The organism is Piscinibacter sp. XHJ-5 (assembly GCF_029855045.1).
Taxonomy (GTDB): Bacteria; Pseudomonadota; Gammaproteobacteria; order Burkholderiales; family Burkholderiaceae_C; genus Albitalea.
The window spans coordinates 4,981,649-5,006,950 of the sequence record NZ_CP123228.1 but is presented as its reverse complement, the minus strand read 5'-3'; the positions used below and the strand labels follow the sequence as shown (position 1 = coordinate 5,006,950).

The following is a 25,302-nucleotide window of genomic DNA, read 5'->3' as shown; positions in this document are numbered from 1 at the left end:
AAACCAGTCAGGAGACATCGATGCGCTTCTTCCTATCCGGCCGGTGGGCCGTTATTTCAGCCTGTCTGGCCTCGTTCGCCTGTGCCCCCGCCTCGTACGCGCAAGACACCAGGCCTCTGCGCGTCATCGTGCCCAATCAGGCCGGCTCGGGAGTCGACACCATTGCACGTGCCATGAGCAACGCCATGGCCTCTACGTTCGGCCGATCGGTGGTGATCGAAAACCTGCCGGGATCGGGCGGGATGACCGGCACGGTCCAGATCGTCAATGCGCCAAAGGACGGCTCGGCGATCGGCATCGTCTCGTCCAATCACGTGATCAATCCCTTCATCTACAAGAAGATGCCCTTCGATTCGATCAAGGACATCACGCCGATCACCGTGATTGCCTCAGGCCCGGTTGTTCTTGTCGTCAATCCGGACCAGGTGAAGGCCAAGACGACCCAGGAGTTCATCGCCGAGTTGAGGGCGAAGGCCAAGGAGTTCAGCTACGGCTCGGCCGGCAACGGCACCGTGCTGCACCTGGCCGCGGAGTATCTCAACAGCGAAGCCAAGATCGACGTCACCCACGTTCCCTACAAGGGGACGGGTGCGCTGACGGCCGATCTCATCGGTGGGCAGGTGCAGTACGCCATGCTGCCGCTCTCGACCGCGTTGCCGCATGTCAAGGCAGGCAAGTTGCGGGCGATCGGGGTCTCGAGCACGAGCCGCAGCTCAGCGCTGCCAGATGTACCCACACTGGCCGAGAGCGGTCTTCCCGGCTTCAGCTTCGATGCCTGGATCGCCGTCATCGGACCGGCCGGCATGCCGAGCAACGTCGTGAACGAGACCTACAGCAAGCTCAAGGCCGTGCTGGCGACGAGGGAAGTGCAGGAGGCGATCCATCTGCAAGGCATGGAGATCGTCGGCAACACGCCCGCGCAGTTCGGCCCGCTGCTCGTCAGTGAACTCGAGAAGCACGGCCGCCTCGTCAAGCGGTCTGGCGCAACGGCGAATTGACGCGGCAATCGTCCCGCCTAGGAGATCTGCGCATGACCCCGTCTTCCCCCGTTTCGCTTGCCGACAAGTACGAACTCCCCAAGGGCCGCGTCTTCATGACCGGCACTCAGGCTTTGGTGCGCCTGATGCTTGCGCAGAAAGCGCGTGACGAGGCGGCTGGCCTGAACACAAGCGGTTTCGTCTCCGGTTATCGCGGCTCGCCGCTGGGCTCGGTGGACCAGGAGATGTGGAAGGCGAAAGCGCATCTCGAAAGGAACAACGTCGTCTTCACGCCGGGGCTGAACGAGGAGCTCGCGGCGACCGCCGCCTGGGGCACTCAGATGGTGAGCCTGGACCCGAAGGCCAAGGTCGAAGGCGTGTTCGCGATGTGGTACGGCAAAGGCCCCGGCGTCGACCGAAGCGGTGATGTCTTCAAGCACGCCAACATCGCGGGCACATCGAAGCACGGCGGCGTGCTCGCGATCGCCGGCGATGACCACACCTGCAAGTCCTCGACCCTGCCACACCAGAGCGAGCAGGCGTTCATCGCAGCGATGATGCCGGTGCTCAACCCGTCCGGCGTGCGCGAGTTCATCGAATTCGGCCTGCACGGCTGGGCGATGTCGCGCTACTCGGGCTGCTGGGTCGGCTTCAAGTCGATCGCCGACACGATCGAGACCTCCTCATCCTTCGAGATCGACCCGATGGCGGTCGAGATCCGCATCCCCGACACGTTCCTGGTGCCGCCGCAGGGCTTCTCGATCCGCTGGCCCGACCCGCCGATGGAGCAAGAGCGGCGGCTGATGCATGAGCGCATCTACGCGGCGCTGGCCTACGTGCGGATCAACCGGCTCAACCGGCAGCTGTGGCATGCCCCTCAAGCCAGGCTCGGCATCGCCACCACCGGCAAGAGCTACCTCGATACGCGAGAGGCGTTGGACCTGCTCGGCATCGACGAGCAGGCAGCGCGCCAGCTCGGCCTGCGGCTGCTGAAGATCGGGGTTCCGTGGCCGCTGGAGCCCGATTGCATTCGGGAGTTCGCGCAGGGCCTGGACCAGATCCTGGTCGTCGAGGAGAAGCGTCCGATCATCGAGTCGCAGATCAAGGATCAGCTGTACAACGCACCCTCGCGTCCGAAGGTGGTGGGCAAATTCGAAGGCGCGGGCGAGTGGGCGGGCATGCAAGGGGCCGGCTTCGTGCTGGCGCCCAGCGGCGAGTTGACGCCGGTGGCGATCGCGCATGCGATCGCCGACCGCATCGTCAAGGTGTTCGGCGAATCGGCGTTGGGCGAGGGTGGCCGCGCGTTCCTGGCCAGCAGCGCTGCGGCGACCGCGGGCGTCGACCCGACCTTGCCCGTGCGGCTGCCGTTCTTCTGCTCGGGCTGCCCGCACAACACCTCCACCAAGGTGCCGGAGGGCTCCAAGGCGATGGCCGGCATCGGTTGCCATGCCATGGCCACGTGGATGGATCGCAGCACATCGCTGATCACGCAGATGGGCGGCGAAGGCGCGGCCTGGATCGGCCAGGCGCCGTTCACCGCCAGCGAGCATCTGTTCGTGAATCTCGGCGACGGCACCTACAACCACTCGGGCTCGCTCGCGTTGCGCGCTGCCGTGGCGGCGAAGGTGAACGTGACCTACAAGATCCTGGCCAACGACGCCGTCTCGATGACGGGCGGCCAGCCGATCGAAGGCGGGCTCAGCGCCATCGACATCCTGCAGCAGGTGGCCGCCGAGGGTGTGGCGCACCTCCATCTGGTATCCGACGATCCGGCAGCCTGGCAGGCCATGGGCGGCATTCCGAAGCACACCGTGGTCAGTCACCGTGATCGGCTGGACGAGGTTCAGCGTGAGCTGCGGGAGAAGAAAGGCGTGTCGGTCATCGTCTATGCGCAGGTGTGCGCGGCAGAGAAGCGCCGGCGCCGGAAGAAGAAGGAGCTGGTCGATCCGCCGAAACGCGTGGTGATCAACGAGGAGGTCTGCGAGGGCTGCGGGGACTGCGGCGTGCAGTCCAACTGCGTGTCGGTGATGCCCTTGGAGACCGAGCTCGGACGCAAGCGCACGATCGACCAGAGCTCATGCAACAAGGACTACTCCTGCGTGAAGGGCTTCTGCCCGAGTTTCGTCACGGTCGAGGGCGGCCAGTTGCGCAAACCGTCGAAGCGCGCGGCCGGCGCCCCCGCCGAGCTGCCTGCGCCGGTGCTGCCCACGCTGAGCCGGCCCTACAACGTGCTGATCACGGGCGTCGGCGGGACCGGCGTGGTGACGATCGGCGCGTTGATGGGCATGGCCGCGCACATCGAGAGCAAGGGCGTTGTGATCCTCGACATGGCGGGTCTGGCGCAAAAGGGCGGAGCGGTGATGTCGCACGTGCGGTTGGCCGCGCACCCGCAAGCCATTCACAGCGCCCGCGTTGCCATCGGTCAGGCCGACCTGGTGCTCGGCTGCGACCTGATGGTGGCCGCCAGCAAGGACACGCTGGCCGCCATCGACAAGGCACGCACCGTGGCGGTCGTGAACACCGATGTCGCGCCGACCGGCAGCTTCGCGCAGAACCCGGATTGGCAAGCCCGGCCCGAGGCGCTGCTGAAGAAGGTGCAGGACGCCGTCAAACGCACGGACACTGTCGATGCGTCGCGCATCGCGACGGCGTTGATGGGCGACGCCGTCGCGACCAACGTCTTCATGCTCGGCTTCGCCTGGCAGAAGGGCCTGATCCCGCTGCAGGAGGCATCGCTGCTGAAGGCGATCGAGCTCAATGGCACGGCCGCCGACATGAACAAGGCCGCGTTCGCATGGGGCCGGCAAGCGGCGCTCGACATGGCCACGGCGCGTTCCGCAGCCGGTCTCGACAAGAGCGCCACGATCGTCATGATGCCGCCCCGCACGCCGACGCTCGAGGCGCTGCTGGCGGATCGCATGCAGCGCCTTGCCGCCTACCAGGACGCGGCGTATGCCGAGCGCTACGGGTCGTTCGTGCGTGACGTCGCACAGGCCGAAATGGCCGCGGTGGGCACCGACCGGCTGGCGCGCGAGGTGGGTGTGAGCCTGTACAAGCTGATGGCCTACAAGGACGAGTACGAGGTCGCACGCCTGTACGTCGACTCAGGCTTTTTCGAGAAGGTCGGCCGCCAGTTCGAGGGCGACTACCACTTGAGGTTCCATCTCGCGCCGCCGCTGCTGTCCAGGAAGGACGCGAGCGGGCACTTGATCAAGCGGCAGTATGGCCCGTGGGTGGTGACGGCATTCAAGTGGCTCGCGAAGGCCAAGGGCTTGCGGGGCACGGCGCTCGATGTCTTCGGCTACACGCAGGAGCGGCGCGCCGAGCGCGCGCTGATCGGCGAGTACATGCAATTGATGCGGCAGGTCGTCGGCAGGATCACCGCCGAAAGCGCTGCCACGGCGCTGGAACTTGCACGCCTGCCGCAGACCATCCGCGGATTCGGCCACGTGAAGGACGAGAACCTGGCGGCGGCGCGAATCCGTCAGGCCAAGCTGCTCGAAACACTGGACGTGCCAAGCCCGGCGGCGCGGGCGGTCCAAGCCGCGTTGGCGAAGTGACGAGCTGCGATGAACCCAACGGACACCGACCATGAGTGAATACATCGCCCCCCTGCGCGAGATGCCCGTTCCTCGAACTGTTCGGGATCGTCGCCGGAGGCTGGCAGATGGGCCGCTCGGCGCTCGCTGCCAGCCGGCTGTTGGGACAAGGCGACGATGGCACGGCTTTCCTGCGGACCAGGATTCTCACGGCGCGGTTCTGTCGCGGGTCAGCGGACTTGCGAGCATCGTGGCGCTTGTGTCCGAGGCGGCGCTGGCGATGGCGGATGACAAGCTGCAGCGTCATCACCAACGCGCCATTCGACGACGGCCGGCGCTGACGGCGCATCATGCAACTTCTTCAGGAGCCACAAACCATGACCTCCCGCGACACCTTCGTCGTCTCCGCCGCGCGCACCGCAATCGGCACCTTCGGCGGCACCCTCAAGGACGTGCCTCTGGCTGATCTGGCCACCCTTGCTGTCAAGGCCGCGCTGGAACGCAGCGGCGCACCACTGGACGCCATCGGTCACCTGGCGATGGGCAATGTGATCCCCACCGACCCACGCGATGCCTACCTCGGCCGCGTGGCTGCGATGCAAGCCGGCCTGCCGCAGGAGGTGCCGGCGTTCAACGTGAACCGGCTGTGCGGCTCTGGCCTGCAGGCCATCGTCTCGGCCGCCCAGGCCTTGATGCTCGGCGACTGTGAGGTGGCAGTGGGCGCCGGTGCCGAAAGCATGTCTCGCAGCCCGTACCTCGTGCCGGCGATGCGCTGGGGCGCGCGCATGGGCGACGCGCAGATGCTCGACTACATGCTGCAAATCCTGCACGACCCGTTCCACAAGATCCACATGGGCATCACGGCCGAAAACGTCGCCGAGGCGCACGGCATCACCCGCCTGCAGATGGACGAGTTGGCCGCAGAGAGCCACCGCCGCGCTGCCGCGGCGACTGCCGCGGGCCACTTCAAGTCGCAGATCGTGCCGGTGCCCATCACCACCCGCAAGGGCACGGTGATGTTCGACACCGACGAGCACGTGAAGCCGGACACCAGCGTCGAAACGCTGGCGAAGATGAAGCCGGCGTTCAAGAAGGAAGGCGGCACGGTCACTGCAGGCAACGCCTCCGGCATCAATGACGGCGCCGGCGCAGTCGTCCTGGCCACTGCCGATGCGGTGAAGGCGCACGGCTTGACGCCGCTCGCCCGGCTGGTGAGCTACGCCCATGCGGGCGTCGATCCGCAGCTGATGGGGATCGGCCCGGTGCCGGCGACCAAGCTGGCGCTGAAGAAGGCGGGTCTGTCGGTGCGCGACCTCGACGTCGTCGAGAGCAACGAGGCGTTCGCCGCACAAGCCTGCGCGGTCACCAAGCTGCTGGACCTCGACCCGGCGAAGGTCAACCCGAACGGCTCCGGCGTGTCCCTCGGTCACCCAGTAGGGGCTACGGGTGTGATCATCACGACGAAAGCGATCCATGAGCTGCACCGCACCGGTGGTCGGCACGCGTTGGTGACGATGTGCATCGGTGGCGGCCAGGGCATCGCCGCGATCTTCGAGCGCACCTGAACTGGGCAGCGCATTCTTCGCCGCGCCGACGCCCATGACAGGCATCCGCCGTCACGCCCCTGACGTGCGCGCTCGGCGTGATGCCGCACGTGCGCTGCTTCGGCTGGCCCGGCGAAGGGGGTCCATGGTCCTCAGGCGGTCGGATTGCACAGCCCCGTGACGCGCGCGAGACACTCGGCCGGACGGCGCCTCCCCTCGTCGTGAACCAAGGCACGAGGCGGCCGACAGCGTGTGGCGACCGTCTATGCGCGATGGCAAATTCCCCTCAGAGTCGCTGCCGAAGAAGACGCGACGTGAGGGAGCTCGACGACATGGAACGAATGACGAAGACGCGCACCCGCATTCCCCTATGGGTGGGCGTGGTGGCCTCGGCGATGAGCCTGGGTGCCGCCGGCTGGTGGACCGCCCGGGACTTGGTGCTCAGCCAGGGGCTGAACGAAGGGCGCACGGTCGCGGACTTCGCCGAGAGCGTGGGCCGCTGGGCCTCGCAGTACGGCGGCATTCACGTGCGCACGGAAGGGGTCCAGGCGCGCATGCCGGGCTCCTTCTTGACCCGCGCCACCTATGCCGTCAACGGCAGCGATGCCGACGTGTTGCAGGGCAGCCGCATCGATGCCGGCGGCGGCGAGCGCACCGCGCTGGCGCGCGTCGAGGCCTACCACTGGAAGAATCCCGCGCTCATCCAACGCGAGGTGGCCGACGCCATCGCTGAGTCGGGCAGTCGCGCCCGGTATCGCCTCACCGCGGCCACCGTGCTCAACCCGTCCAACGCGCCCAACCCGATGGAGCAGGAGGCGCTCAACGTGCTCAAGACCGGCGTGCTCAAGGAGTACTGGCAAGTCCGCGGCGGCGAGCTGTTCTACGCCCGCGCCGTCGTCGCCAAGACCAGCTGCCTGAAGTGCCACGACTCGCCGCAGAAGGCTCCCGAATACCTGCGCCGCAACGCCCAGTTCAACGGCGGTGGCGGCTTCGGCTACGAAGATGGCAAGCCTGCCGGCCTCATCAGCGTGACCCTGCCGCTGCCCAACCCTTGGGTCGCGGCCCGCAGCAGCCTGTCGACCCAGGCCTGGGCCGCGCTGCTCGTCGCGGGGGGCTGCCTGGCATGGGTGGCATGGGGCGCCACGCAGCGTCGCCGCCCATAGTCCAGCTCCAGGGCTGCAACCGCCACGCGTCGATTGACGGTGCCAGAACTGCTGTGACGCAGCGCTGGCGCCGGCGACGCCCGTGCAGGGCGCTTCGGTTCCCGTGACTCGCGCCCAGCCGCGCTTGGGCCCGTCCGCCCGGTCAGCGAAGACGCCTGCAGGTCAAATGCCGGGGCGGGTGTTGATGGGCGTATCGGCCTTGCTGCTCGATGCGGCCGCAACCGGTCGAGTGCGTTCGATGTGAGGCCTCAGCCGTGTTCACGACGGCAGGATCTGCTGTAGCGACTCGCACAATCGCAAGCCTGCTTTGTGCAAGCCCCTCATTTCAGCACTGGCGCGAGGGGCACGCGGCCTAAGCTTTTGGACATCCAAAGCCCCCCGCGCATCATGACGCCCCCACCGCATTGCCGAGCATCCGCGGCCACGCTCTTGTGGATCGCAGTGAACAACCCTGACGTCGTTTCCGAAAGTCCGACGTCATGACCTCGTCGATCATCGAGCACCTGAGGAGCAGGGGCCGCCTGGATCGCATGTTTGTCGATGGCGAGTGGCTGATGCCGCAAACGCAAGCTCGCCACTCCGTCGTCGACCCATCGACCGAGGAGCCTGTCGCGGAGATCGCGCTGGGCAGTGCAGCGGAAGTCGCTGCAGCCGTGGCTGCGGCGCGGCGCGCATTCGCCACCTGGTCCGTGAGTTCCATCCAGAGCAGGACCCTGCTTCTCGATCGTGTCCACTCCCTGATCCTCGAGCGCGCAGAAATGTTCGCTCAGGCGATCTCGCTGGAGATGGGCGCTGCCATCAACATGGCGCGCAGCACACAGGTGCCGTCTGCGGCAGAGCACATCCGCGTGGCCCGCGACAACGCGCGCAGCTATGCGTTTGTCACCCATCGAGGGGACATCACCCTCATGCGCGAGGCCATCGGCGTGTGCGGCCTCATCACCCCATGGAACTGGCCGCTCTACCAGATCACCGCCAAGGTCGGACCCGCCCTGGCAGCGGGATGCACGGTCGTCTTGAAGCCCAGCGAGCTGTCGCCCCTGAGCGCCTTGCTCTTTGCCGAAGTGGTCCACGATGCTGGCATCCCGCCGGGTGTGTTCAATCTCGTGAACGGCAACGGGCCGGAGGTCGGCGCCGCGCTGGCGGAACATCCCGACGTGGACATGATCTCGATCACTGGCTCGACAAGGGCCGGTGTGTTGGTGGCCCAGGCGGCCGCGCCCACGGTGAAGCGGGTGGCCCAGGAACTCGGCGGGAAGTCTCCCAACCTGATCCTGCCGGATGCGGACCTGCTGTGCGCCGTGCCGGCAGGCGTGGCGGCTGCCTTCCGCAACGTCGGCCAATCCTGCAGCGCTCCGACTCGCATGATCGTGCCCCGCGCGCGCCTCCAGGAGGTCGAACGGATCGCGCTCGAAGCGGCATCCAGCATCGTCGTGGGCGATCCGCGCTCGCAGCAGACCACGCACGGCCCGGTGGCCAATCGCGCGCAGTTCAATCGCGTGCAGGAAATGATCGGCATCGGAATCGCCGAAGGCGCGCGGCTCATTTGTGGCGGCCTCGGACGGCCGCAGGCGTTGAGCCGCGGCTTCTACTGCCGTCCGACCATCTTCACCGCGGTGCATCCTCGAATGCAGATCGCGCAGGAGGAGATCTTCGGGCCGGTGCTCGCGTTGATTCCCTACGACAGCGTGGACGAGGCGGTGGAGATCGCCAATGGCACCGTCTACGGCCTGGGTGCCCACGTGCAAGGGAAGGACCTCGGCGCGGCGCGCGCCGTCGCCGCGCGGATCCGGTCCGGGCAGGTGCACATCAACTATCCGCCCTGGAACCCCCAGGCGCCCTTTGGCGGATACAAGCGGTCGGGAAATGGCCGCGAATACGGAATCGAAGGTCTCGAGGAGTACCTGGAAACGAAAGCCATTCTCGGCGGCGTCCAGGATGCCTCGTCATCGGGCAATGCGCAGGAGCAATCATGACCGTGGCCGTAGTGCTGCATCGCGCCGACGGCGCACCCGTTGCAACCGAATTCCGCAGGGCGGCCTTCGGCAAGGACGATCCTTTTGCGCGACAGCGCGAGATCGCGTGGGAAGGACCCGACTCCATGATCGCGGGTCGGGCCAGCTTCATCGGCGAGCTCGATGTCGCGCGCTTTCCTCACATTGAAACCATCGTCGTGGTGGAAGGAGAGCTGACGCTGACCGCCGCCGGAGCGGCCCCGCTGGTGCTCGGTCCGCAAGCGGGCGCCGTCATCGGATGCGGCACCGCGCTTCGCATCCAGGCCGGATTCCGCGTGCAGTTCGCCTTTTGCGCGGCCGCTTGCGACAAGCCGACGAAGCGCGGCCTCGTTCCGTTGCGCGCCAACGCCGACTTCAAGCCGTCCAATCCACCGCCGGCGGAGACGCTGCTGGGCCCGGCTCCGGAATGCCGCAGCGACAATGTCTTCACCGACGACGGTGCGCAGTACATCGCGGGCACCTGGGATTCGACACCGTACCACCGGATCGTCCGCCCGCATCGCCTCAACGAATTCATGCATCTGCTGGCCGGCAGCGTGCGATTCGCAGCCCCCGATGGCAGCGTGCTGTCGGCGAGTGCCGGCGATGCGCTGTTCGTGCCCCAGGGCGCGCCGATCGGGTGGCAGAGCAGCGAGCGTGTCGCGAAGTTCTACGTGGTCCAGAGCATCCAGACATGAACCGACGAGCGAGACGCGCCATGTCGCCCCCGCTGCATCAAATCAATACCTCACCCAGGCCGCCGGCGAGCGCTGACGTCGTCGTGATCGGTGGCGGCATCATCGGTGTCTTCGCCGCCTATTACCTGGCACAGCGCGGCGTGTCGGTCGTCGTGGTCGAAAAGGGAAGGATCGGCGCCGAGCAGTCGAGCCGCAACTGGGGCTGGTGCCGCCAGCAGAACCGGGACGCTCGCGAACTGCCCATGGCGAGCAAGAGCCTCGATCTCTGGGAACGCTTTGCCGCCGAGAGCGGTGAAGACCCTGGTTTTCACCGCTGCGGGCTGCTGTACCTCAGCAACGACGAAGCCGAGCTGTCCCGCTGGGCCAGCTGGCGTGACTTTGCCAAGACCGCCGGCGTGACCACCCACATGCTGAGCAGCCGAGAAGCGGCCCAGCGCGGGCAGGCGACCGGGCGCGTCTGGAAGGGCGGGGTCTTCTCGCCCAGCGATGGCACCGCCGATCCCGGCAAGGCAGCGCCGGCCGTGGCAGCGGCGCTGATGAAGCTCGGCGGCAGCGTCCACCAGAACTGCGCGGCCCGCGGCATCGAGCTGGAGGGCGGGCGGGTCAGCGGCGTCATCACGGAAGCCGGGGTCATCAAGACCAGAACAGCCGTGCTCGCCGGCGGCGCCTGGGCTTCCTCGTTCTGCCGCCAGCTGGGCATCCGTTTTCCCCAGGCCTCGATCCGCCAATCCATCCTGAGCGTGTCGCCTGTGGAGCATCGCTTGCCGGATGCCCTGTTTACCGCGGGCGTGTCCGCCACGCGCCGCAACGACGGACGCTATGCACTGGCCATCAGCGGCCGCGCGCGCGTGGACGTGACGCCACAGTTCATGCGGTTCGCCCCGCAATTCGTGCCCATGTTCGCCAAGCGCTGGCGCAACCTTCTGCCAGGCGGCCTGGAAGGCATTCGCGGGGGCCATGAAACGCTGAAGCGGTGGCGGCTCGATGCGCCGACGCCGATGGAGCGGGTGCGCATCCTCGACCCGAAGCCCGACTTGCCCACGGTCAGGGAGACCTACCGCCGCGCCGTCGATTTGCTGCCTCCACTTCGCGACGCAAAGATCACGCACGCCTGGGCCGGCTTCGTCGACAGCACGCCAGACGGCGTGCCGGGCATCGGCGAAGTGGAGTCCGTCCCCGGCTTCATCCTGGCTGCGGGCTTTTCCGGGCACGGCTTTGGCATCGGTCCCGGCGCAGGTCACCTGATCGCGGACCTTGCCACCGGCGCCGAGCCGATCGTCGATCCCGTGCCGTATCGGCCGAGCCGATTCAGCAGCTCGGCGTGGGGCAAGGTCGCTGATTTCTAAGCCCGCCGTCCATCCGCGGCCAGGCGGATCGGTGCCGGCACGCAGGTGATCGGGCTCGGCCGACGACGTGCTCGCCGCGATCACCGTCAGCGCCGCGCACCAATTGCGCCTTGATCGCCAGATCGGCACGATCGAGGCCGGTATGGTGGGAACGGCCGCTGCACCGACGAACCTGCGATCCCCACGGCTGTCCCGAGAGTCACGCCGAAGATTGTTCTGTTTATCGCCCGTGAACGGCAACTGCTGCCGCGCGGGTCGCTCGATCGACGCACATGCGCCGTCCGAAATCCCTAAGCTGCATGCAGCATTCCCTTCCGTTGGAGAACCCATGGCGCTGCAGCACTTCAAGGTCCTCACGTTCGATGTCGTGGGCACGCTGATCGACTTCGAGCGCGGCATGCTCGACTACCTGCGCGCGGTCGCGCCGGCGCAGGCCGTGTCCGACGAGGACTTTCTGGCCGCGTACCGCAAGGCGCGCAAGTCGCCGGACGCGAACTGGTACCCCGACGACCTCGAGCGCTGCTGGCATGCCGTGGCGCCGGGACTCGGACTGCCGGACAGCCCGGCCATCGCGCGCGGCCTGCGCGACTCGGTGCGCGAATGGCCCGCCTTTGCCGACTCGGTCGAGGCGCTGCAGCGCTTGCGCCGGCGTTTTCGCCTCGTCACCATGACGAACGCCCAGGACTGGGCGCTCAAGCACTTCTCGCGCACGCTCGGCCGGCCGTTCGACCTCGAGCTGAGCTGCGACGACGCGCTGTGCGAAAAGCCCGATGCGCGCTACTTCGCCTATGCGCGCGGCCGCATCGAAGGCGCGTGGGGCTGGCGGCAGCCCGACACCCTTCACGTCGCGCAGAGCCAGTACCACGACATCGGCATCGCGAAGCGGCTCGGCCTCGCCACCGCCTGGATCGAGCGCCGCCAAGGCATGAAGGGCCCGGGCGGCACGCTGGAGTCCGAGCACACGCAGCCCGACTATCACTTCCGCACGCTGGCCGAGCTCGCCGATGCGGTGGACGCCGGTCGCTGATGGCTGCCGCCACGATCGACGACCTGCTGCCGGAGCTGGTCACGCTGCGTCGTGACCTGCATGCGCACCCCGAGCTCGCGTTCGAGGAGCGGCGTACGGCCGGCATCGTCGCCGCCGCACTGCGCCTGCTCGGGCTCGACGTGCACGAAGGGCTGGCCGGCACCGGCGTCGTCGGCACGCTGCGCCACGGCAGCAGCACGCGCAGCGTCGGCCTGCGAGCCGACATGGACGCCTTGCCGATGGCCGAGCAATCGCGATTGGGGCATGCGAGCCGGCATGCCGGCGTCCATCACGGCTGCGGGCACGACGGTCACACCGCCATGCTGCTGGGCGCCGCGCACCAGCTCGCTCGCACTCGACGCTTCGACGGTACGGTGCACTTCATCTTCCAGCCGGCCGAGGAGGGGCGCGGCGGCGCGCGCGTGATGGTCGAGCAGGGCTTGTTCGAGCGCTTCGCCTGCGATGCGGTCTACGCGCTTCACAACTGGCCCGATCTTCCGCTCGGCCATGCGCAGACCCGCGAGGGACCCATCATGGCGGCGGCCGACCGCTTCGACATCGTGCTGCGCGGCCGCGGCGGCCACGCGGCGCAGCCGCACCGAACGCCCGACGTGTTGCTGGCCGCGAGCCAGCTCGTGGTGCAGCTGAACACCATCGTCTCGCGCCGCATCGACCCGGCCGAGTCGGCGGTGCTGTCCGTCACGCGCGTCGCGGGCGGCAGCAGCCACAACGTGCTCCCCGCCGAGGCGACGGTGACCGGCACGGTTCGCAGCTTCGACGCGCAGGTGCAGGACCGGATCGAGGCCGCGCTGCGCGATGCCGCGGCCGGTGTGGCGCTCGCATGCGGCGTCGCAGCCGACGTCACCTACCACCGCTACTACCCCGCGACGGTGAACAGCGCGGCCGAGGCGCAGCTCGCACTGCAGGCGGCCTCGGCCGCCGGGCTGCAGGCCGGCGTCGCCCCGCGGCCCGCCTTCACGTCGGAGGATTTCGCGTTCCTGCTGCGCGAACGGCCGGGCGCCTACCTCTGGCTCGGCCAGGGCCGTGCGGCGCCGGGCGAGGGTGGTGAACTGCCGCTGCACCATCCCTGTTATGACTTCAACGATGAAGCCCTTGGGCATGGCGTGCGCTGGTTCTGCGCCGTTGCGGAGCGCGCGCTGGCTCCGGCGTTCATCAAACCCGCTGCGCCTTGATGGCAGCGGGCCGAGGTTCGAACCGAGACGCCCTCTCCCGCGGCCGTGCGGCGCTCATTCCGCACGCTCCGGAAACAGCCGCTCGATCGCGCAGTGGGTCTTGATGAACGGCGACTTGATGACGATGTAGCTGAAGTACTTCTCGATGCCGATGTTGCGCTCGAGCAGTCCTTCGATGACCTGCTGGTAGTGGTTCACGCCGCGCGTGAGGAAGCGCAGCAGGTAGTCGTAGCCGCCGCTGACGAGGTGGCATTCCATGATCTCGTCGACCTCGCGGATCGCCGCCTCGAAACGGATGAAGTCCTCGCGATGATGGTCGGTGAGGGTCACTTCGGTGAACACCGTCAGCGTGTCGCCGAGCTTCTCCAGCCGCAGGTGCGCGCCGTAGCCGCAGATGTAGCCGGCCTGCTCCAGCCGCTTGACGCGGATCAGGCACGGGCTCGGCGAGAGTCCGACCGCGTCGGCGAGGTCGACGTTGGTCATGCGGCCGTTCTTCTGCAGTTGCGCGAGGATGCGCAGGTCGAGTCGGTCGACCTTGAAGGCTTCAGGCATGGCGGTGATGGGAAGTCACGGTGGAACGTGAATTCTGCGACTCACGCCAGAGCCGCGCGCACCTCGGGGACCGCCAGCACGTCGTCGAGCGTTCGACGCAGGCGCAGGAACAGCTGCTCGAACTCGGCCTGCGTGTACGTGAGCGCGGGTGCGAACCCGAGGATCGAGTCGCCGAAGCAGCGGAAGATGACGCCATTGCGGTACGCCGCGGCGAACAGGCGGTCGGGCAACCCGAGCGCTGCATCGAAGCCGCGCCCGCTCGCCTTGTCGCTCACCAGCTCCAGCGCGCCGAGCAGGCCGCGGTGGCGTGCGTCGCCGACCAGCGGGTGGGCGCGCAAGGCGTCGAGCCCGGCCGCGAAGTGACGCGCCACGCGCTGGCCGTTGGCGAGGATGCCGCCCTCGTCGTACAGCCGCAGCACCTCGAGCGCGACCGCGGCGCCCACCGGGTGCGCCGAGTAGGTCGCGCCGTGGCCGATCGGCGCGCCGGCCGGTGCGGCATCGGCGATGGCCGCGTAGACCTCTTCGGACAGCATCGTCGCGCCCATGGGCACGTATCCGGCGGTCAGCCCCTTCGCGAGGGTCATCAGGTCGGGGTCCACGCCTTCGGCTTCGCTCGCGAACATCGGGCCGGTGCGCCCGAAGCCGGTGATGACCTCGTCGACGACGAACAGGATGTCGAGCTCGCGCGCGGCCTCGCGCATTGCCTTGAGCCAGCCGACCGGCGGCACGATCACGCCGCCCGAGCCCTGGATGGGCTCGCAGAAGAACGCCGCGACGTTGTGCGCGCCGAGCTCGGCGACCTTCGCGCGCAGCGCGGCCACCGAAGCGGCGATCAGCGACGGCGCATCGCTGCCCTGCGGGTGGCGGTAGGGATTGGGCGAGGGGATGTAGTGCTGCGTCGGCAGGGGCAGGTCGAAGCCGCGATGGAACGCCGGCAGCGCGGTCAGGCCGGCGCCGGTCGACGACGAGCCGTGGTAGCCGCGATCGAGCGAGATGAAGTGCTTCTTCGTGGACCGGCCGCGCGCGTTCCAGTACTGCACGATGAAACGCACCGCGGCATCGACGGCTTCGGAGCCGCCGAGGGTCAGGTACGCCCGTGTCAGCGAGGGCGGCGTGATCTCCACGAGCTTGGCCGCCAGCCGGATCGCGGGCTCGCTGGCGAAGCCGAAATAGCCGGTCGCGTAGGGCAGGGTGCGCAGCTGGGCCGTCGCGGCCTGCACGACGCTCTCCTGTCCGTAGCCGACGTTCACGCACCACAGGCCTGCAAAGGCGTCGAGCAGTTCGTTGCCCCGCGCGTCGGTGAGCCATGCGCCGCGGCCGGTGGAAAGCACCATCGGCCCGCGCTCCTCGTGCTGGCGCCAGGCGGAGACCGGGTGGACGAGGTGCGCGCGGTCGAGCGCGGCGAGGGTGTCAACGTCGGGGCGGGAGGAGCTCATCGGCATTCGTTTCGATAGGACTGGAGTGCCGCAAAGCTTAGGAGCGAGCCCGCGCAGCGTGGTGCTGCTTTGAGGGCCTGGCGCCGCGCTTGATGTCGTTGTGGAGTCCGCTTCGGCAGATGATGCCGCGGGTGTCCGCGGTGCAAGTGCTTGACTCCCTCACCCCAGCCCTATCCCCCGGGCGGGAGAGGGAGCAAGCCTGATCGAGATCAATAGCCGCGCGTTCGGTCGACCAGCCCGATCAACGTTTCCCCGCGTTCGAACCGACGCAGGTTGTCGATCGCCACGCGCGCCGCGGTTTGCGGCTGCGTCATGCTCGCGATGTGCGGCGTGAGGCGCACGCGCGGATGCGGCCACAGTGCGTGATCGGGCGGCAGCGGCTCGGGGTCGGTGACGTCGAGCACGGCTTCGGCGAGATGGCCTTCGTCGAGTGCTTGCAGCAGGTCGTGCGTGACGAGGTGGGGCCCGCGCCCGACATGCACCAGGCTTGCGCCCCGCGGAAGCTTCGCGAACAGCGCTGCATTCAGGAAGCCGCGCGTCGCATCGGTCAGCGGCAGCAGGCACACGAGGATCTCGCTGCGCGCGAGAAAGCCGTCGAGCTCGTCGGCGCCGGCATGGCAGCGCACGCCGGCCACGTCGTGGCGGGAGCGGCTCCAGCCCGCGCAGTCGAAGCCGAACGAGACGAGTCTGTCCAGCACGGCGTGCCCGAGCGAGCCCAGGCCGAGCACGCCGATGCGCCGCTCGGACGCGGGCCGCACGGGAATGACTTGCCATTGCCGCTGCTGCTGTGCGCGGCGGTACGCCGGCATGTCGCGATGCAGGTCGAGCACCGCGTGCGTGACGTACTCGACCATGCCCTGCACGATGCCCGGCTCGACCATGCGCACGACCGGCAGGTCGGGCGGCAGCACGGCGAAGTCGAACTGGTCGACGCCGGCGCCGGTGGACAGCAACAGTTGCAGGTTCGGAAATCGGGTCGCGAGGTCCGCCGGCGGCTCCCAGGCGGCGAGAAAGCGCACGTCGGCCGCATCACCGACTTCGGGCCAGAGGCGAAAGTCGATCTCCGGTGCCTCCCGGCGGAAGATCTCGGCCCATTGGCGACCGCGCTGCGGGTCCGCCTTGTAGACAAACACCGGCCGCATCACCCGAGCGCCTGCGTGACGATGCCATACAAGCGCGGCCCGTCCTGGCGCGTGGGCAGCGGCGCGCCGCGCAGCATGGTGGTCGGTGCGTCGACGCGCAGCAGGCCGAGGGTTTCGACCCACTCGGCCAGGCCGCTGTCGAAATCAATGTCGATGCGGGTGAAGCGGCCGGCGTTCAAACCCGACAGGTGCGCGATCAGCGCCTTCGCACCTTCGGCGTTCGGCGCGACCACCGGACCGATCGCGTGGCCGCGACCGAAGCGGCGCAGGATCGCGAAGCCGCAGGCATGGTCGTCGTGGTCGAGCACGACCGTCGCCTCGGCGTCGCGGTACAGCTCGTCGATGAGTGCGTCGCGCGGCATGCCGCGTGCGTCGGCGTCGAGCGCGCGCAGCTTTTCAAGATCGGCCTCGGTCGCGGGGCGCATGCGCCAGCCGGCATCGAGTGCGATCGGCGGGGTGGGCTGCGCAATGCCCTGGTGCTGCCGCACCTCGCCGATGCGCACGAAGCCGAGCCGCTCGTACAGGCCGCGCCCATCGGCCGTGGCGTGCAGCAGCACGGTGTGCTGTTCGAGCCCTTCAAGCAGCGCCGTCATGAGGCGGTGACCGATGCGCCGCCCCTGGCACGCCGGCGCGACGACGATGAGCCCGACCGTCGCGTGTCGCGGCCCCCAGCGCCAGCGCAGTCCTGTGCCGACGACCTGCCCGTCGCGCACGGCGACGAAGCCTTCGCCATGCCGGAATGCCTGTTCCCAGTCGGCTGGTCGGTGCGGCCAGCGCAGTTCGTCGGTCAGCGCATGTGCGGCGCCGAGGTCGTCCGCAGTCATCGCGCGCAGCGCGACGCCGTCGGAAACCGGTGCTTCGATTGCACCCATCGTGTCGTTCTCCCAATGGACGTGTGTGCTTATGTTGGGCGCAATCGCGGCTCGACGCCAGTCCGAACGAGGGCTTGCAGCCAATTCGACAGCATGCGCTGCGGCGGGGGGGCGCTTTGCAATAACGGCGTTGTACGCGCGACCTGAACAGCCACAAATGCCGCGGCCCCACGCCTAGCATTTGGGCCAAATCCACGACGCCGTCAGCGAGATGCCTCACTCCGATCCCGCTTCATTCCAGGTGCCCCGCGGCCACTTCATCGGGGGCCGCCCCGCGGGCCGCCGCGCGGTCGAGGCCAACCTGCGCCGCAAGAGCGTGCTGATCGATTTCGGCCGCATGAGGTGCATCGCGCACACGAGCGGGGCGCACGGCACGGCATGCCGTGCCAGGCCCGCCAAACGGCAGCTTCGATGCGGCGCGGGCCGCAATTCACGATATGTGCACGGTGCCCCCGTGATGCAATGACGCCGTCACACAAGTTCCCCAACGACACCGCGAGACCATGAAGATGCGACCCAAGTACATCACCTTCGACTGCTACGGCACGCTGACGCGCTTTCGCATGGGCGACATGGCGCGCAAGATGTTCGCCGATCGCATTCCGGCCGAACGCATGGAGCAGTTCATCGCCGACTTCAGCGCCTACCGTTTCGACGAGGTGCTCGGCGACTGGCAGCCCTACGAGACGGTGCTGAAGAACTCGCTGCGCCGCTTGTGCCGCAAGTGGAAGCTGCAGTACCTCGACGCCGAAGCGCAGCAGTACTACGATGCCGTGCCCACCTGGGGTCCGCACGACGACGTGCCCGCCGGGCTCTCCAAGATCGCGAACGAGATCCCGCTCGTGATCCTGTCGAACGCGTCGGACGACCAGATCCAGCAGAACGTCGCAAAGCTCGGCGCGCCGTTCCATCGTGTCTACACGGCGCAGCAGGCGCAGGCGTACAAGCCGCGCCTCAAGGCCTTCGAGTTCATGCTCGATTCGCTCGGCTGCAATCCGGAAGACCTGCTCCATGTCTCTTCGAGCCTGCGCTACGACCTGATGTCGGCCGACGACCTGGGCATCGTCAACAAGGTCTTCGTGAACCGCGGCCACGGTCCCGGCAATCCGGCATACCGCTACGTCGAGATCCAGGACATCGGCGGCCTGCCGGGCGTCGTGGGCCTCTGATGACCCGTACGTCCTGAGGTATCGAAGGATGAAGCTCGAGTCGTACTGGACCGCTTCCGCGCCGGCCTTCGTGCCGCGCGCGGCGGAACTGCCCTCGCAGTGCGACGTCGCCATCGTCGGCGGCGGCTTCACCGGGCTGTCGGCGGCGCTCGCGCTGGCACGGCGTGGCGCGTCGGTCGTCGTGCTGGAGGCGGGCGAGCGTGTCGCCGCGGAGGCCTCGGGGCGCAACGGCGGCCACGTCAACAACGGGCTCGCGGTCGACTATGCCGAGGTGGCCGCCAAGGTCGGGGCAGAACGTGCGCGAGCCTGGTATCACGCCTACGACGCGGCGGTCGACGCGGTCGAACGCATCGTGCGGGACGAAGCGATCGACTGCGACTTCGTTCGCCACGGCAAGCTGAAGCTTGCGACGAAGCCTGCGCAGCTGGAAGCGCTGTCGCGCAGTGCCGAGCGGCTGGTGCGCGAAGGCGTCGACCGCGACGTGGAGATCCTCGATGCGGCGCGCGTGCGCGCCGAGGTCGACAGCGACCGCTTCGCCGGCGGTCTGCTCTACAAGCGCAGCGGCCAGATGCACATGGGCCGCTTCGCCCACGGGCTCGCGCAGGCGGCAGAGCGGCGCGGTGCGCAGATCCGCACCGGCACCTGCGTGCAGCGCCTGGAGAGGCTCGGCGCGGGTCAGGCCCACCGTGTGCACACCAGCCGCGGCAGCCTGCAGGCGCAGCAGGTGCTGCTGGCCAACGGCGCGGCACGACATGGCGGCTACGCGAGCTTCGGCTGGCTGCGCCGGCGCATCGTGCCGATCGGCAGCTTCATCGTCGTCACCGAGCCGCTTGGAGCGGAGCGCGCGAGCGCGCTGCTGCGCGAGCGCCGCACCTACGTGACGGTCGCCAACATCCACCACTACTTCCGCCTCACGGCCGAACACCGGCTGGTGTTCGGCGGGCGCGCACGCTTCGGGGTCAGCAACCCGGTGTCGGACGCGAAGAGCGGCGAGATCCTGCGCGCAGGCATGGTGGAGACCTTCCCGTCGCTCGCGGGCGTCGGCATCGATTACTGCTGGGGCGGTTTGGTGGACATGACGCAGGACCGGCTGCCGCATGCCGGCGAGCACGACGGCCTGTTCTATTCGACCGGCTACAGCGGCCACGGCACGCAGATGTCGGTGCTGATGGGCGAGCGCATGGCCGCGGTGATGGCCGGCGACGTGTCGGCCAATCCGTGGCGCGGGCGCGAGTGGCCTGCGATTCCCGGACACCTGGGTCCGCCGTGGTTCCTGCCCGCGGTGGGCCTGTATTTCCGCTTGAAGGACAGGTTCGCCTGAGGGCGGCTTCTTTTTTCACGATGACACGACAACCCTTGGACTCAGGAGCGAGCACCATGACAGATCGCAAGCCTCTCGACACTTTCGTCGGCCCGGAAGAAAGCCGGCGCCTGTTTGGTGCGCTGCAGCGCGGCGCGACGCGTCGCGACATCCTCGCCATGCTGATGGCCGGCGGCATGCAGGCCACCCTGGCCGGCGGCCTCGCGACGACGGCGCTTTCGGCGCACGCGCAGACGCCCAAGCGCGGCGGCAAGATCCGCGTGGCCGGCGCCACGGCGGCCGCCACCGATACGCTGGATCCGGCGAAGCAGTCCAACCAGACCGACTACTCGCGCTGCAACATGATCTACAACGGGCTAACCTCGCTGGACGGCAGCCTGACGCCGCAGCCCGCGCTGGCCGAGTCGTTCACGACCAAGGACGCCAAGACCTGGGTGTTCACGCTTCGCAAGGGCGTGACCTTCCACGACGGCAAGGCGCTCACGCCGGCCGACGTCGTGTACTCGATCTCGCGCCACAAGGACCCGGCAACCGCCTCCAAGGCGAAGGTGCTGGCCGACCAGATCGAGAGCGTGAAGGCCACCGGCCCCAACGAGGTGACGGTCGTGCTGACTTCACCGAACGCGGACCTGCCCGTCATCGTCGGCACCTTCCACTTCCACATCGTCAAGGAAGGCACCACCGACTTCGCCGCCGGCATCGGCACCGGGCCGTACAAGCTGAAGGAGTTCAAGCCGGGCGTGCGCTCGGTGGTGGTGCGCAACGAGAACTACTGGAAGCCCGGCAAGCCCTATCTCGACGAGATCGAGTTCGTCGGCATCGGCGACGAAAGCGCGCGCGTCAACGCGCTGCTGTCCGGCGGCATGGAGCTGGTCGGCTCGGTGAACCCACGCTCGGTGGCTCGCATCACCGGCACGCCGGGGTTCGCGGTCTTCAAGACGCAATCGGGCCAGTACTCGGACCTGATCATGCGCAAGGATGTCGGGCCGGGCACGAACCCCGACTTCGTGCTGGCGATGAAGCACCTGTTCGACCGCGAGCAGATGAAGAAGACGATCGCGCTCGACCAGGCAGTGGTGGCCAACGACCAGCCTGTCGATCCGACGAACCGCTTCTACTTCGCAGGCCTGCCGCAGCGAGCGTTCGATCCGGAGAAGGCGAAGTTCCACCTGAAGAAGGCCGGCGTGAGCGGCGCGGTGCCGGTCGTCGCGTCGCCGGCGGCGCTGTACTCGGTCGAGATGGCGCTGGTGATGCAGCAGACGGCCAAGGGCGTCGGCCTTGACCTCGACGTCAAGCGCATGCCGGCCGACGGCTACTGGAGCAACCACTGGCTGAACAGCCCGGTGGGCTTCGGCAACGTCAACCCGCGGCCGAGCGCCGACATCCTGCTGACGCAGTTCTTCAAGTCCGACGCGCAGTGGAACGAGTCGCGCTGGAAGAGCGAGAAGTTCGACCAGGTGCTCGTCGCCGCTCGCGCCGAGACCGACCTGGCCAAGCGCAAGCAGATGTATGCCGACCTGCAGACCATGATCCACGAGCAGGCCGGCATCGGCATCCCGCTGTTCCTGGCCAGCCTGGACGGCCACAGCGCGAAGCTGAAAGGCCTGTCGCCGATCCCGGTGGGCGGCCTGATGGGCTACAACTTCGCCGAGAACGTGTGGCTCGAGACGGCGGCCTGACGCGAAAGACTCAGCGATGAACGCCCTCGTTCTCAAGCTGCTGGCCCAGCGCATCGCGCTGGCGCTGCTCTCCCTGCTGGCGGTCTCGGTGATCGTCTTCGCGATCACCGCGGTGCTGCCGGGCGACGCGGCGCAGGAGCAGCTCGGCCAGGATGCGACGCCCGAGGCGCTCGCGGCGCTGCGCGCCCAGATGGGCCTGGACGTGCCCGCGCCGCGGCGCTACCTGCGCTGGCTCGGCGCAATGGTGCGCGGCGATCTGGGAACATCGTCGACGACGCAGCTGCCCGTGGCCGAGCTCATTGGCAGCCGGCTGCCGAATTCGCTGCTTCTGGCCGCGGTGACGGCGCTGTTCTCGGTGCCGATCGCGCTCACGCTCGGCGTCGCGTCGGCAGTGTGGCGCGGCTCGTGGTTCGACCGTGCCGCGTCCACCAGCGCGGTGGCGGTGGTCTCGGTACCGGAGTTCCTTGTCGCCACGCTCGCGGTGCTGGTGTTCGCCGTCCAGTTGAAATGGCTGCCGGCGCTCTCGTACGTCAGCGACATCGAGTCGCTCGGCCAGCTGCTGCGCGCCTTCGCGATGCCGGTGCTGACGCTGTGCTGCGTCATCGTCGCGCAGATGATGCGCATGAGCCGCGCCGCGGTGATCGACCAGCTGGAGGCGCCGTACATCGAGATGGTGCGCCTGAAGGGCGCATCGCCGCTGCGCATCGTGCTGGCGCACGCGCTGCCCAACGCGGTCGGCCCGATCGCGAACGCCGTCGCGCTGAGCCTGTCGTACCTGCTCGGCGGCGTCATCATCGTCGAGACGATCTTCAACTACCCCGGCATCGCGAAGCTGATGGTCGATGGCGTGTCGCAGCGCGACATGCCGCTGGTGCAGGCCTGCGCAATGCTGTTCTGCGCCGGCTACCTGATACTCGTGACGACGGCCGACGTCTTCGGCATCTTGGCGAATCCGCGGTTGCGCCATCGCTGAGAGGGCACAAGATGGATTCACCCGAGAAACAAGCGCTGACCCCCGGCTGCTCCGGGGTGAGGGCCGACGCATCGCGCTCACCCTCATCACCCGCCTTCCCCCGCCAGCGGAGGAAGGAGCCTGCCGGTGCTTCATCCGTGCAGCGGATGCATTGAAGGACCCAACCATGTCGGCCATCACCACCACCGAAGCTCACGTGGGCAGCGTCCCGTCGCCGTGGCGCATGCGGCTCGCGTACTTCGGCATCTCCGGCTGGATCGGCTTGGGCGTCGTCGCGTTCTGGGCGATGGCCGCGGTCTTCGGCCCGACGCTGCTGTCGCGCACCGGCGCGGCCGGCGGCGGCGCCGTGTTCGCACCGATCAGCGCGGCTCACTGGCTGGGCACCGACTACCTGGGCCGCGACATGCTGGCCCGCGTGATCGAGGGTTCGCGCTACACCGTCGGCGTGGCGTTTCTCGCCACGCTCCTGGCCAGCGGCACCGGCACCCTGCTCGCGCTGCTGGCTGCAGCAAGCGGCCGCTGGATCGACGCGACACTGAGCCGCGGGCTGGACACGCTGACGGCGATTCCCAGCAAGATGTTCGCGCTGCTGATCGTCGCCGGCTTCGGCTCCTCGATGCCGATGCTCGTCGTCGCCGCAGCGATCATCTACGTGCCGGGTGCCTACCGCATCGCGCGCTCGCTGGCGGTGAACATCAATGCGCTCGACTACGTGACCGTCGCGCGCACGCGCGGCGAGGGCACGGGCTACGTGATGCTGCGCGAGATCCTGCCCAACATCGCCGGACCCATGCTCGCCGACCTCGGCCTGCGTTTCGTCTACGTGGTGCTGCTGCTTGCCAGCCTGAGCTTCCTCGGCCTCGGCGTGCAGCCGCCGGCGGCCGACTGGGGTTCGCTGGTGCGCGAGAACATCGGCGCGCTCGCGGAAGGCGGCGCATCGGTGATCGCACCGTCGCTCGCGATCGCGAGCCTGACGATCGCGGTCAACCTGGTGATCGACAACCTGCCGGGCCGCGGGGCCCGCGAACGAGGAGCAAGGTGATGGGAAGTCCCGTCCTTGTCAAGGATCTCACCATCACCGCCGGCGGCGCGACGCTCGTCGATGCCTTGAGCTTCACGATCCAGCCGGGCGAGGTGCTCGCACTGATCGGCGAATCCGGTTCCGGCAAGACCACCACCGCGCTGGCGCTGATGGGCTATGCACGGCGCGGCTGCCGCATCAGCGGCGGCAGCGTGCGCATCGGCGACGTCGACGTGCTCGCGCTCGATGCTCGGCAGTTGCGTGCGCTGCGCGGCCGCACCGTGACCTACATCGCCCAGAGCGCGGCGGCTTCGTTCGATCCGGCGCGCACGATCCTCGACCAGGTCGTCGAGCCTGCCGTCCTGCACGGCACGATGCGCCGCGGGGAGGCCGAGCTGAAGGCCATCCAGTTGTTCCGAGAGCTGGCGCTGCCCGAACCCGAATCGATCGGCCAGCGCTACCCGCACCAGGTTTCCGGCGGGCAGCTGCAGCGCCTGATGGCGGCCATGGCGCTGATCACCGATCCCGAGGTCGTGATCCTCGACGAGCCGACGACGGCACTCGACGTCACGACGCAGGTCGAGGTGCTGCGCGCCTTCCGCCGCGTCGTGCGCGAGCGGCAGGTGACGGCGGTCTACGTCAGCCACGACCTCGCGGTCGTCGCGCAGATGGCCGATCACATCCTGGTCCTGCGCGACGGTTGCATGCGAGAGGTCGGCGCGACCGAGCGACTCCTCGTGGCGCCGCAGAACGAATACACGAAGAGCCTGCTGGCCGCGGCGCGCCCGGCGCCGCGCGTTTCGGCCGCCAACGCAAAGGACGCCGACGTGCTGCTGCGCGTGCAAGGCGTGTCGGCCGGCTACGGCAAGCCCGACGCCCAAGGCAAGCCGGCCATCATGATCATCGAGGACATCGACCTCGAGCTCAGGCGCGGCCAGGCGATCGGCGTCATCGGCGAATCGGGCTCCGGCAAGACGACGCTGGCGCGCGCGGTGGCCGGGCTGTTGCCTCCCTGCGCCGGCACGATGCAGTTCAACGGCCGCACCCTGCCGCCCGCGCTCGCGCAGCGCACGCGCGAGGACCTGCGGCGCATCCAGATCGTGTTCCAGTCGGCCGACACGGCGCTCAACCCGTCGCACACCATCGAGCGCATCCTGGCGCGGCCGCTGGAGTTCTACAAGGGCCTGAAGGGGGTCGCGCTGCGCCGGCGCATCGACGAGCTGCTCGACATCGTGAAGCTGCCCCGCACCCTGGCCGACCGGCTGCCCGGCGGGCTCTCGGGCGGGCAGAAGCAGCGCGTGAACCTGGCGCGCGCGCTGGCCGCCGAGCCCGACCTGATCCTTTGCGACGAGGTGACATCGGCGCTCGACACGGTGGTCGGCGCCGCGGTGCTCGACCTGATCGCCGAGCTCAGGCGCGAGCTCGGCGTGTCGTACCTGTTCATCAGCCACGACCTGCACACGGTGCGCTCGGTCTGCGACGAGATCGTCGTCATGCGGAACGGCCACAAGCTCGCCCAGGTGGCGCGTGCCGACTACGACCGCGGTCCGCACCATCCCTACTATGAGCAGCTCGCGCGCGCGGTGCCCGAGCTCAGGCGCGGCTGGCTCGACGATCTCGACAAGCAACGGCCCGCGCTGGTGGCCTGAAGGAGCG

Annotated in this window: 19 protein-coding genes; 15 read left to right on the top strand and 4 right to left on the bottom strand. The window is 68.5% G+C overall.

Features of this window, described 5'->3' with window-relative positions; genetic code table 11:
* Window positions 1–20 precede the first annotated feature (20 nt).
* From P7V53_RS23515 to P7V53_RS23475, 9 genes are all read left to right on the top strand, one after another.
* Entirely contained in the window at window positions 21–998 is a 978-nt protein-coding gene (locus tag P7V53_RS23515; protein WP_280151928.1) for a tripartite tricarboxylate transporter substrate binding protein, read from the top strand.
* 32 nt (window positions 999–1,030) lie between these two features.
* On the top strand, window positions 1,031–4,537 hold the full coding sequence (locus tag P7V53_RS23510; RefSeq protein WP_280151927.1) for an indolepyruvate ferredoxin oxidoreductase family protein: 3,507 nt from the start codon (window positions 1,031–1,033) through the stop codon (window positions 4,535–4,537).
* Between the two features lie 356 nt (window positions 4,538–4,893).
* Window positions 4,894–6,081, top strand: a complete 1,188-nt coding sequence (locus tag P7V53_RS23505; RefSeq protein ID WP_280151926.1) for an acetyl-CoA C-acyltransferase family protein — start codon at window positions 4,894–4,896, stop codon at window positions 6,079–6,081.
* Between the two features lie 311 nt (window positions 6,082–6,392).
* Window positions 6,393–7,223: a DUF3365 domain-containing protein gene (locus P7V53_RS23500; protein ID WP_280151925.1), complete on the top strand. Its 831-nt coding sequence runs from the start codon at window positions 6,393–6,395 to the stop codon at window positions 7,221–7,223.
* A 479-nt stretch (window positions 7,224–7,702) separates the two neighbouring features.
* Complete coding sequence (locus P7V53_RS23495) at window positions 7,703–9,199, top strand: aldehyde dehydrogenase family protein (protein ID WP_280151924.1); 1,497 nt, start codon at window positions 7,703–7,705, stop codon at window positions 9,197–9,199.
* Window positions 9,196–9,915 carry a cupin domain-containing protein gene (locus P7V53_RS23490; protein ID WP_280151923.1) on the top strand — a complete coding sequence of 240 codons (720 nt, stop codon included), beginning with the start codon at window positions 9,196–9,198 and terminating at the stop codon, window positions 9,913–9,915. Before P7V53_RS23495 ends, P7V53_RS23490 begins: the two co-directional genes overlap by 4 nt.
* Window positions 9,916–9,935: 20 nt before the next feature.
* On the top strand, window positions 9,936–11,261 hold the full coding sequence (locus P7V53_RS23485) for an FAD-binding oxidoreductase (protein ID WP_280151922.1): 1,326 nt from the start codon (window positions 9,936–9,938) through the stop codon (window positions 11,259–11,261).
* Window positions 11,262–11,589: 328 nt separating this feature from the next.
* Window positions 11,590–12,288 carry an HAD-IA family hydrolase gene (locus P7V53_RS23480; protein WP_280151921.1) on the top strand — a complete coding sequence of 233 codons (699 nt, stop codon included), beginning with the start codon at window positions 11,590–11,592 and terminating at the stop codon, window positions 12,286–12,288.
* Window positions 12,288–13,481, top strand: a complete 1,194-nt coding sequence (locus tag P7V53_RS23475) for a M20 aminoacylase family protein (RefSeq protein WP_280151920.1) — start codon at window positions 12,288–12,290, stop codon at window positions 13,479–13,481. The genes P7V53_RS23480 and P7V53_RS23475 overlap by 1 nt, the downstream gene beginning before the upstream one ends.
* Before the next feature lie 54 nt (window positions 13,482–13,535).
* On the opposite strand, the gene P7V53_RS23470 is transcribed toward P7V53_RS23475, so the two are convergent.
* From P7V53_RS23470 to P7V53_RS23455, 4 genes are all read right to left on the bottom strand, one after another.
* Window positions 13,536–14,033, bottom strand: a complete 498-nt coding sequence (locus P7V53_RS23470) for a winged helix-turn-helix transcriptional regulator (protein ID WP_280151640.1) — start codon at window positions 14,031–14,033, stop codon at window positions 13,536–13,538.
* 41 nt (window positions 14,034–14,074) lie between these two features.
* Window positions 14,075–15,475, bottom strand: a complete 1,401-nt coding sequence (locus tag P7V53_RS23465) for an aminotransferase class III-fold pyridoxal phosphate-dependent enzyme (RefSeq protein WP_280151919.1) — start codon at window positions 15,473–15,475, stop codon at window positions 14,075–14,077.
* A 203-nt stretch (window positions 15,476–15,678) separates the two neighbouring features.
* Window positions 15,679–16,611, bottom strand: a complete 933-nt coding sequence (locus P7V53_RS23460) for a glyoxylate/hydroxypyruvate reductase A (protein ID WP_280151918.1) — start codon at window positions 16,609–16,611, stop codon at window positions 15,679–15,681.
* Window positions 16,611–17,483 (bottom strand): GNAT family N-acetyltransferase, encoded by an 873-nt coding sequence (locus tag P7V53_RS23455; protein WP_280151917.1) that lies wholly within the window; start codon window positions 17,481–17,483, stop codon window positions 16,611–16,613. The genes P7V53_RS23460 and P7V53_RS23455 overlap by 1 nt, the downstream gene beginning before the upstream one ends.
* A gap of 503 nt (window positions 17,484–17,986) precedes the next feature.
* Between P7V53_RS23455 and P7V53_RS23450 the strand changes: the two genes are divergently transcribed.
* From P7V53_RS23450 to P7V53_RS23425, 6 genes are all read left to right on the top strand, one after another.
* On the top strand, window positions 17,987–18,652 hold the full coding sequence (locus P7V53_RS23450; protein WP_280151916.1) for a haloacid dehalogenase type II: 666 nt from the start codon (window positions 17,987–17,989) through the stop codon (window positions 18,650–18,652).
* A 28-nt stretch (window positions 18,653–18,680) separates the two neighbouring features.
* On the top strand, window positions 18,681–19,973 hold the full coding sequence (locus tag P7V53_RS23445) for an FAD-binding oxidoreductase (RefSeq protein WP_280151915.1): 1,293 nt from the start codon (window positions 18,681–18,683) through the stop codon (window positions 19,971–19,973).
* 56 nt (window positions 19,974–20,029) lie between these two features.
* Window positions 20,030–21,652 (top strand): ABC transporter substrate-binding protein, encoded by a 1,623-nt coding sequence (locus tag P7V53_RS23440; RefSeq protein ID WP_280151914.1) that lies wholly within the window; start codon window positions 20,030–20,032, stop codon window positions 21,650–21,652.
* 16 nt (window positions 21,653–21,668) lie between these two features.
* Entirely contained in the window at window positions 21,669–22,625 is a 957-nt protein-coding gene (locus P7V53_RS23435) for an ABC transporter permease (protein ID WP_280151913.1), read from the top strand.
* A gap of 223 nt (window positions 22,626–22,848) precedes the next feature.
* A complete protein-coding gene (locus P7V53_RS23430; protein WP_280156594.1) occupies window positions 22,849–23,667 on the top strand; it encodes an ABC transporter permease in 819 nt (272 codons plus the stop codon).
* Window positions 23,667–25,295, top strand: a complete 1,629-nt coding sequence (locus tag P7V53_RS23425) for an ABC transporter ATP-binding protein (RefSeq protein WP_280151912.1) — start codon at window positions 23,667–23,669, stop codon at window positions 25,293–25,295. The genes P7V53_RS23430 and P7V53_RS23425 overlap by 1 nt, the downstream gene beginning before the upstream one ends.
* Window positions 25,296–25,302 lie beyond the last annotated feature (7 nt).

Excerpts from the sequence above, each read along its gene's own strand:
- P7V53_RS23515 (WP_280151928.1), top strand. The coding sequence starts at position 21 with ATGCGCTTCTTCCTATCCGGCCGGTGGGCCGTTATTTCAGCCTGTCTG.
- P7V53_RS23510 (WP_280151927.1), top strand. The coding sequence starts at position 1,031 with ATGACCCCGTCTTCCCCCGTTTCGCTTGCCGACAAGTACGAACTCCCC.
- P7V53_RS23505 (WP_280151926.1), top strand. The coding sequence starts at position 4,894 with ATGACCTCCCGCGACACCTTCGTCGTCTCCGCCGCGCGCACCGCAATC.
- P7V53_RS23500 (WP_280151925.1), top strand. The coding sequence starts at position 6,393 with ATGGAACGAATGACGAAGACGCGCACCCGCATTCCCCTATGGGTGGGC.
- P7V53_RS23495 (WP_280151924.1), top strand. The coding sequence starts at position 7,703 with ATGACCTCGTCGATCATCGAGCACCTGAGGAGCAGGGGCCGCCTGGAT.
- P7V53_RS23490 (WP_280151923.1), top strand. The coding sequence starts at position 9,196 with ATGACCGTGGCCGTAGTGCTGCATCGCGCCGACGGCGCACCCGTTGCA.
- P7V53_RS23485 (WP_280151922.1), top strand. The coding sequence starts at position 9,936 with ATGTCGCCCCCGCTGCATCAAATCAATACCTCACCCAGGCCGCCGGCG.
- P7V53_RS23480 (WP_280151921.1), top strand. The coding sequence starts at position 11,590 with ATGGCGCTGCAGCACTTCAAGGTCCTCACGTTCGATGTCGTGGGCACG.
- P7V53_RS23475 (WP_280151920.1), top strand. The coding sequence starts at position 12,288 with ATGGCTGCCGCCACGATCGACGACCTGCTGCCGGAGCTGGTCACGCTG.
- P7V53_RS23470 (WP_280151640.1), bottom strand. The coding sequence starts at position 14,033 with ATGCCTGAAGCCTTCAAGGTCGACCGACTCGACCTGCGCATCCTCGCG.
- P7V53_RS23465 (WP_280151919.1), bottom strand. The coding sequence starts at position 15,475 with ATGCCGATGAGCTCCTCCCGCCCCGACGTTGACACCCTCGCCGCGCTC.
- P7V53_RS23460 (WP_280151918.1), bottom strand. The coding sequence starts at position 16,611 with ATGCGGCCGGTGTTTGTCTACAAGGCGGACCCGCAGCGCGGTCGCCAA.
- P7V53_RS23455 (WP_280151917.1), bottom strand. The coding sequence starts at position 17,483 with ATGGGTGCAATCGAAGCACCGGTTTCCGACGGCGTCGCGCTGCGCGCG.
- P7V53_RS23450 (WP_280151916.1), top strand. The coding sequence starts at position 17,987 with ATGAAGATGCGACCCAAGTACATCACCTTCGACTGCTACGGCACGCTG.
- P7V53_RS23445 (WP_280151915.1), top strand. The coding sequence starts at position 18,681 with ATGAAGCTCGAGTCGTACTGGACCGCTTCCGCGCCGGCCTTCGTGCCG.
- P7V53_RS23440 (WP_280151914.1), top strand. The coding sequence starts at position 20,030 with ATGACAGATCGCAAGCCTCTCGACACTTTCGTCGGCCCGGAAGAAAGC.
- P7V53_RS23435 (WP_280151913.1), top strand. The coding sequence starts at position 21,669 with ATGAACGCCCTCGTTCTCAAGCTGCTGGCCCAGCGCATCGCGCTGGCG.
- P7V53_RS23430 (WP_280156594.1), top strand. The coding sequence starts at position 22,849 with ATGCGGCTCGCGTACTTCGGCATCTCCGGCTGGATCGGCTTGGGCGTC.
- P7V53_RS23425 (WP_280151912.1), top strand. The coding sequence starts at position 23,667 with ATGGGAAGTCCCGTCCTTGTCAAGGATCTCACCATCACCGCCGGCGGC.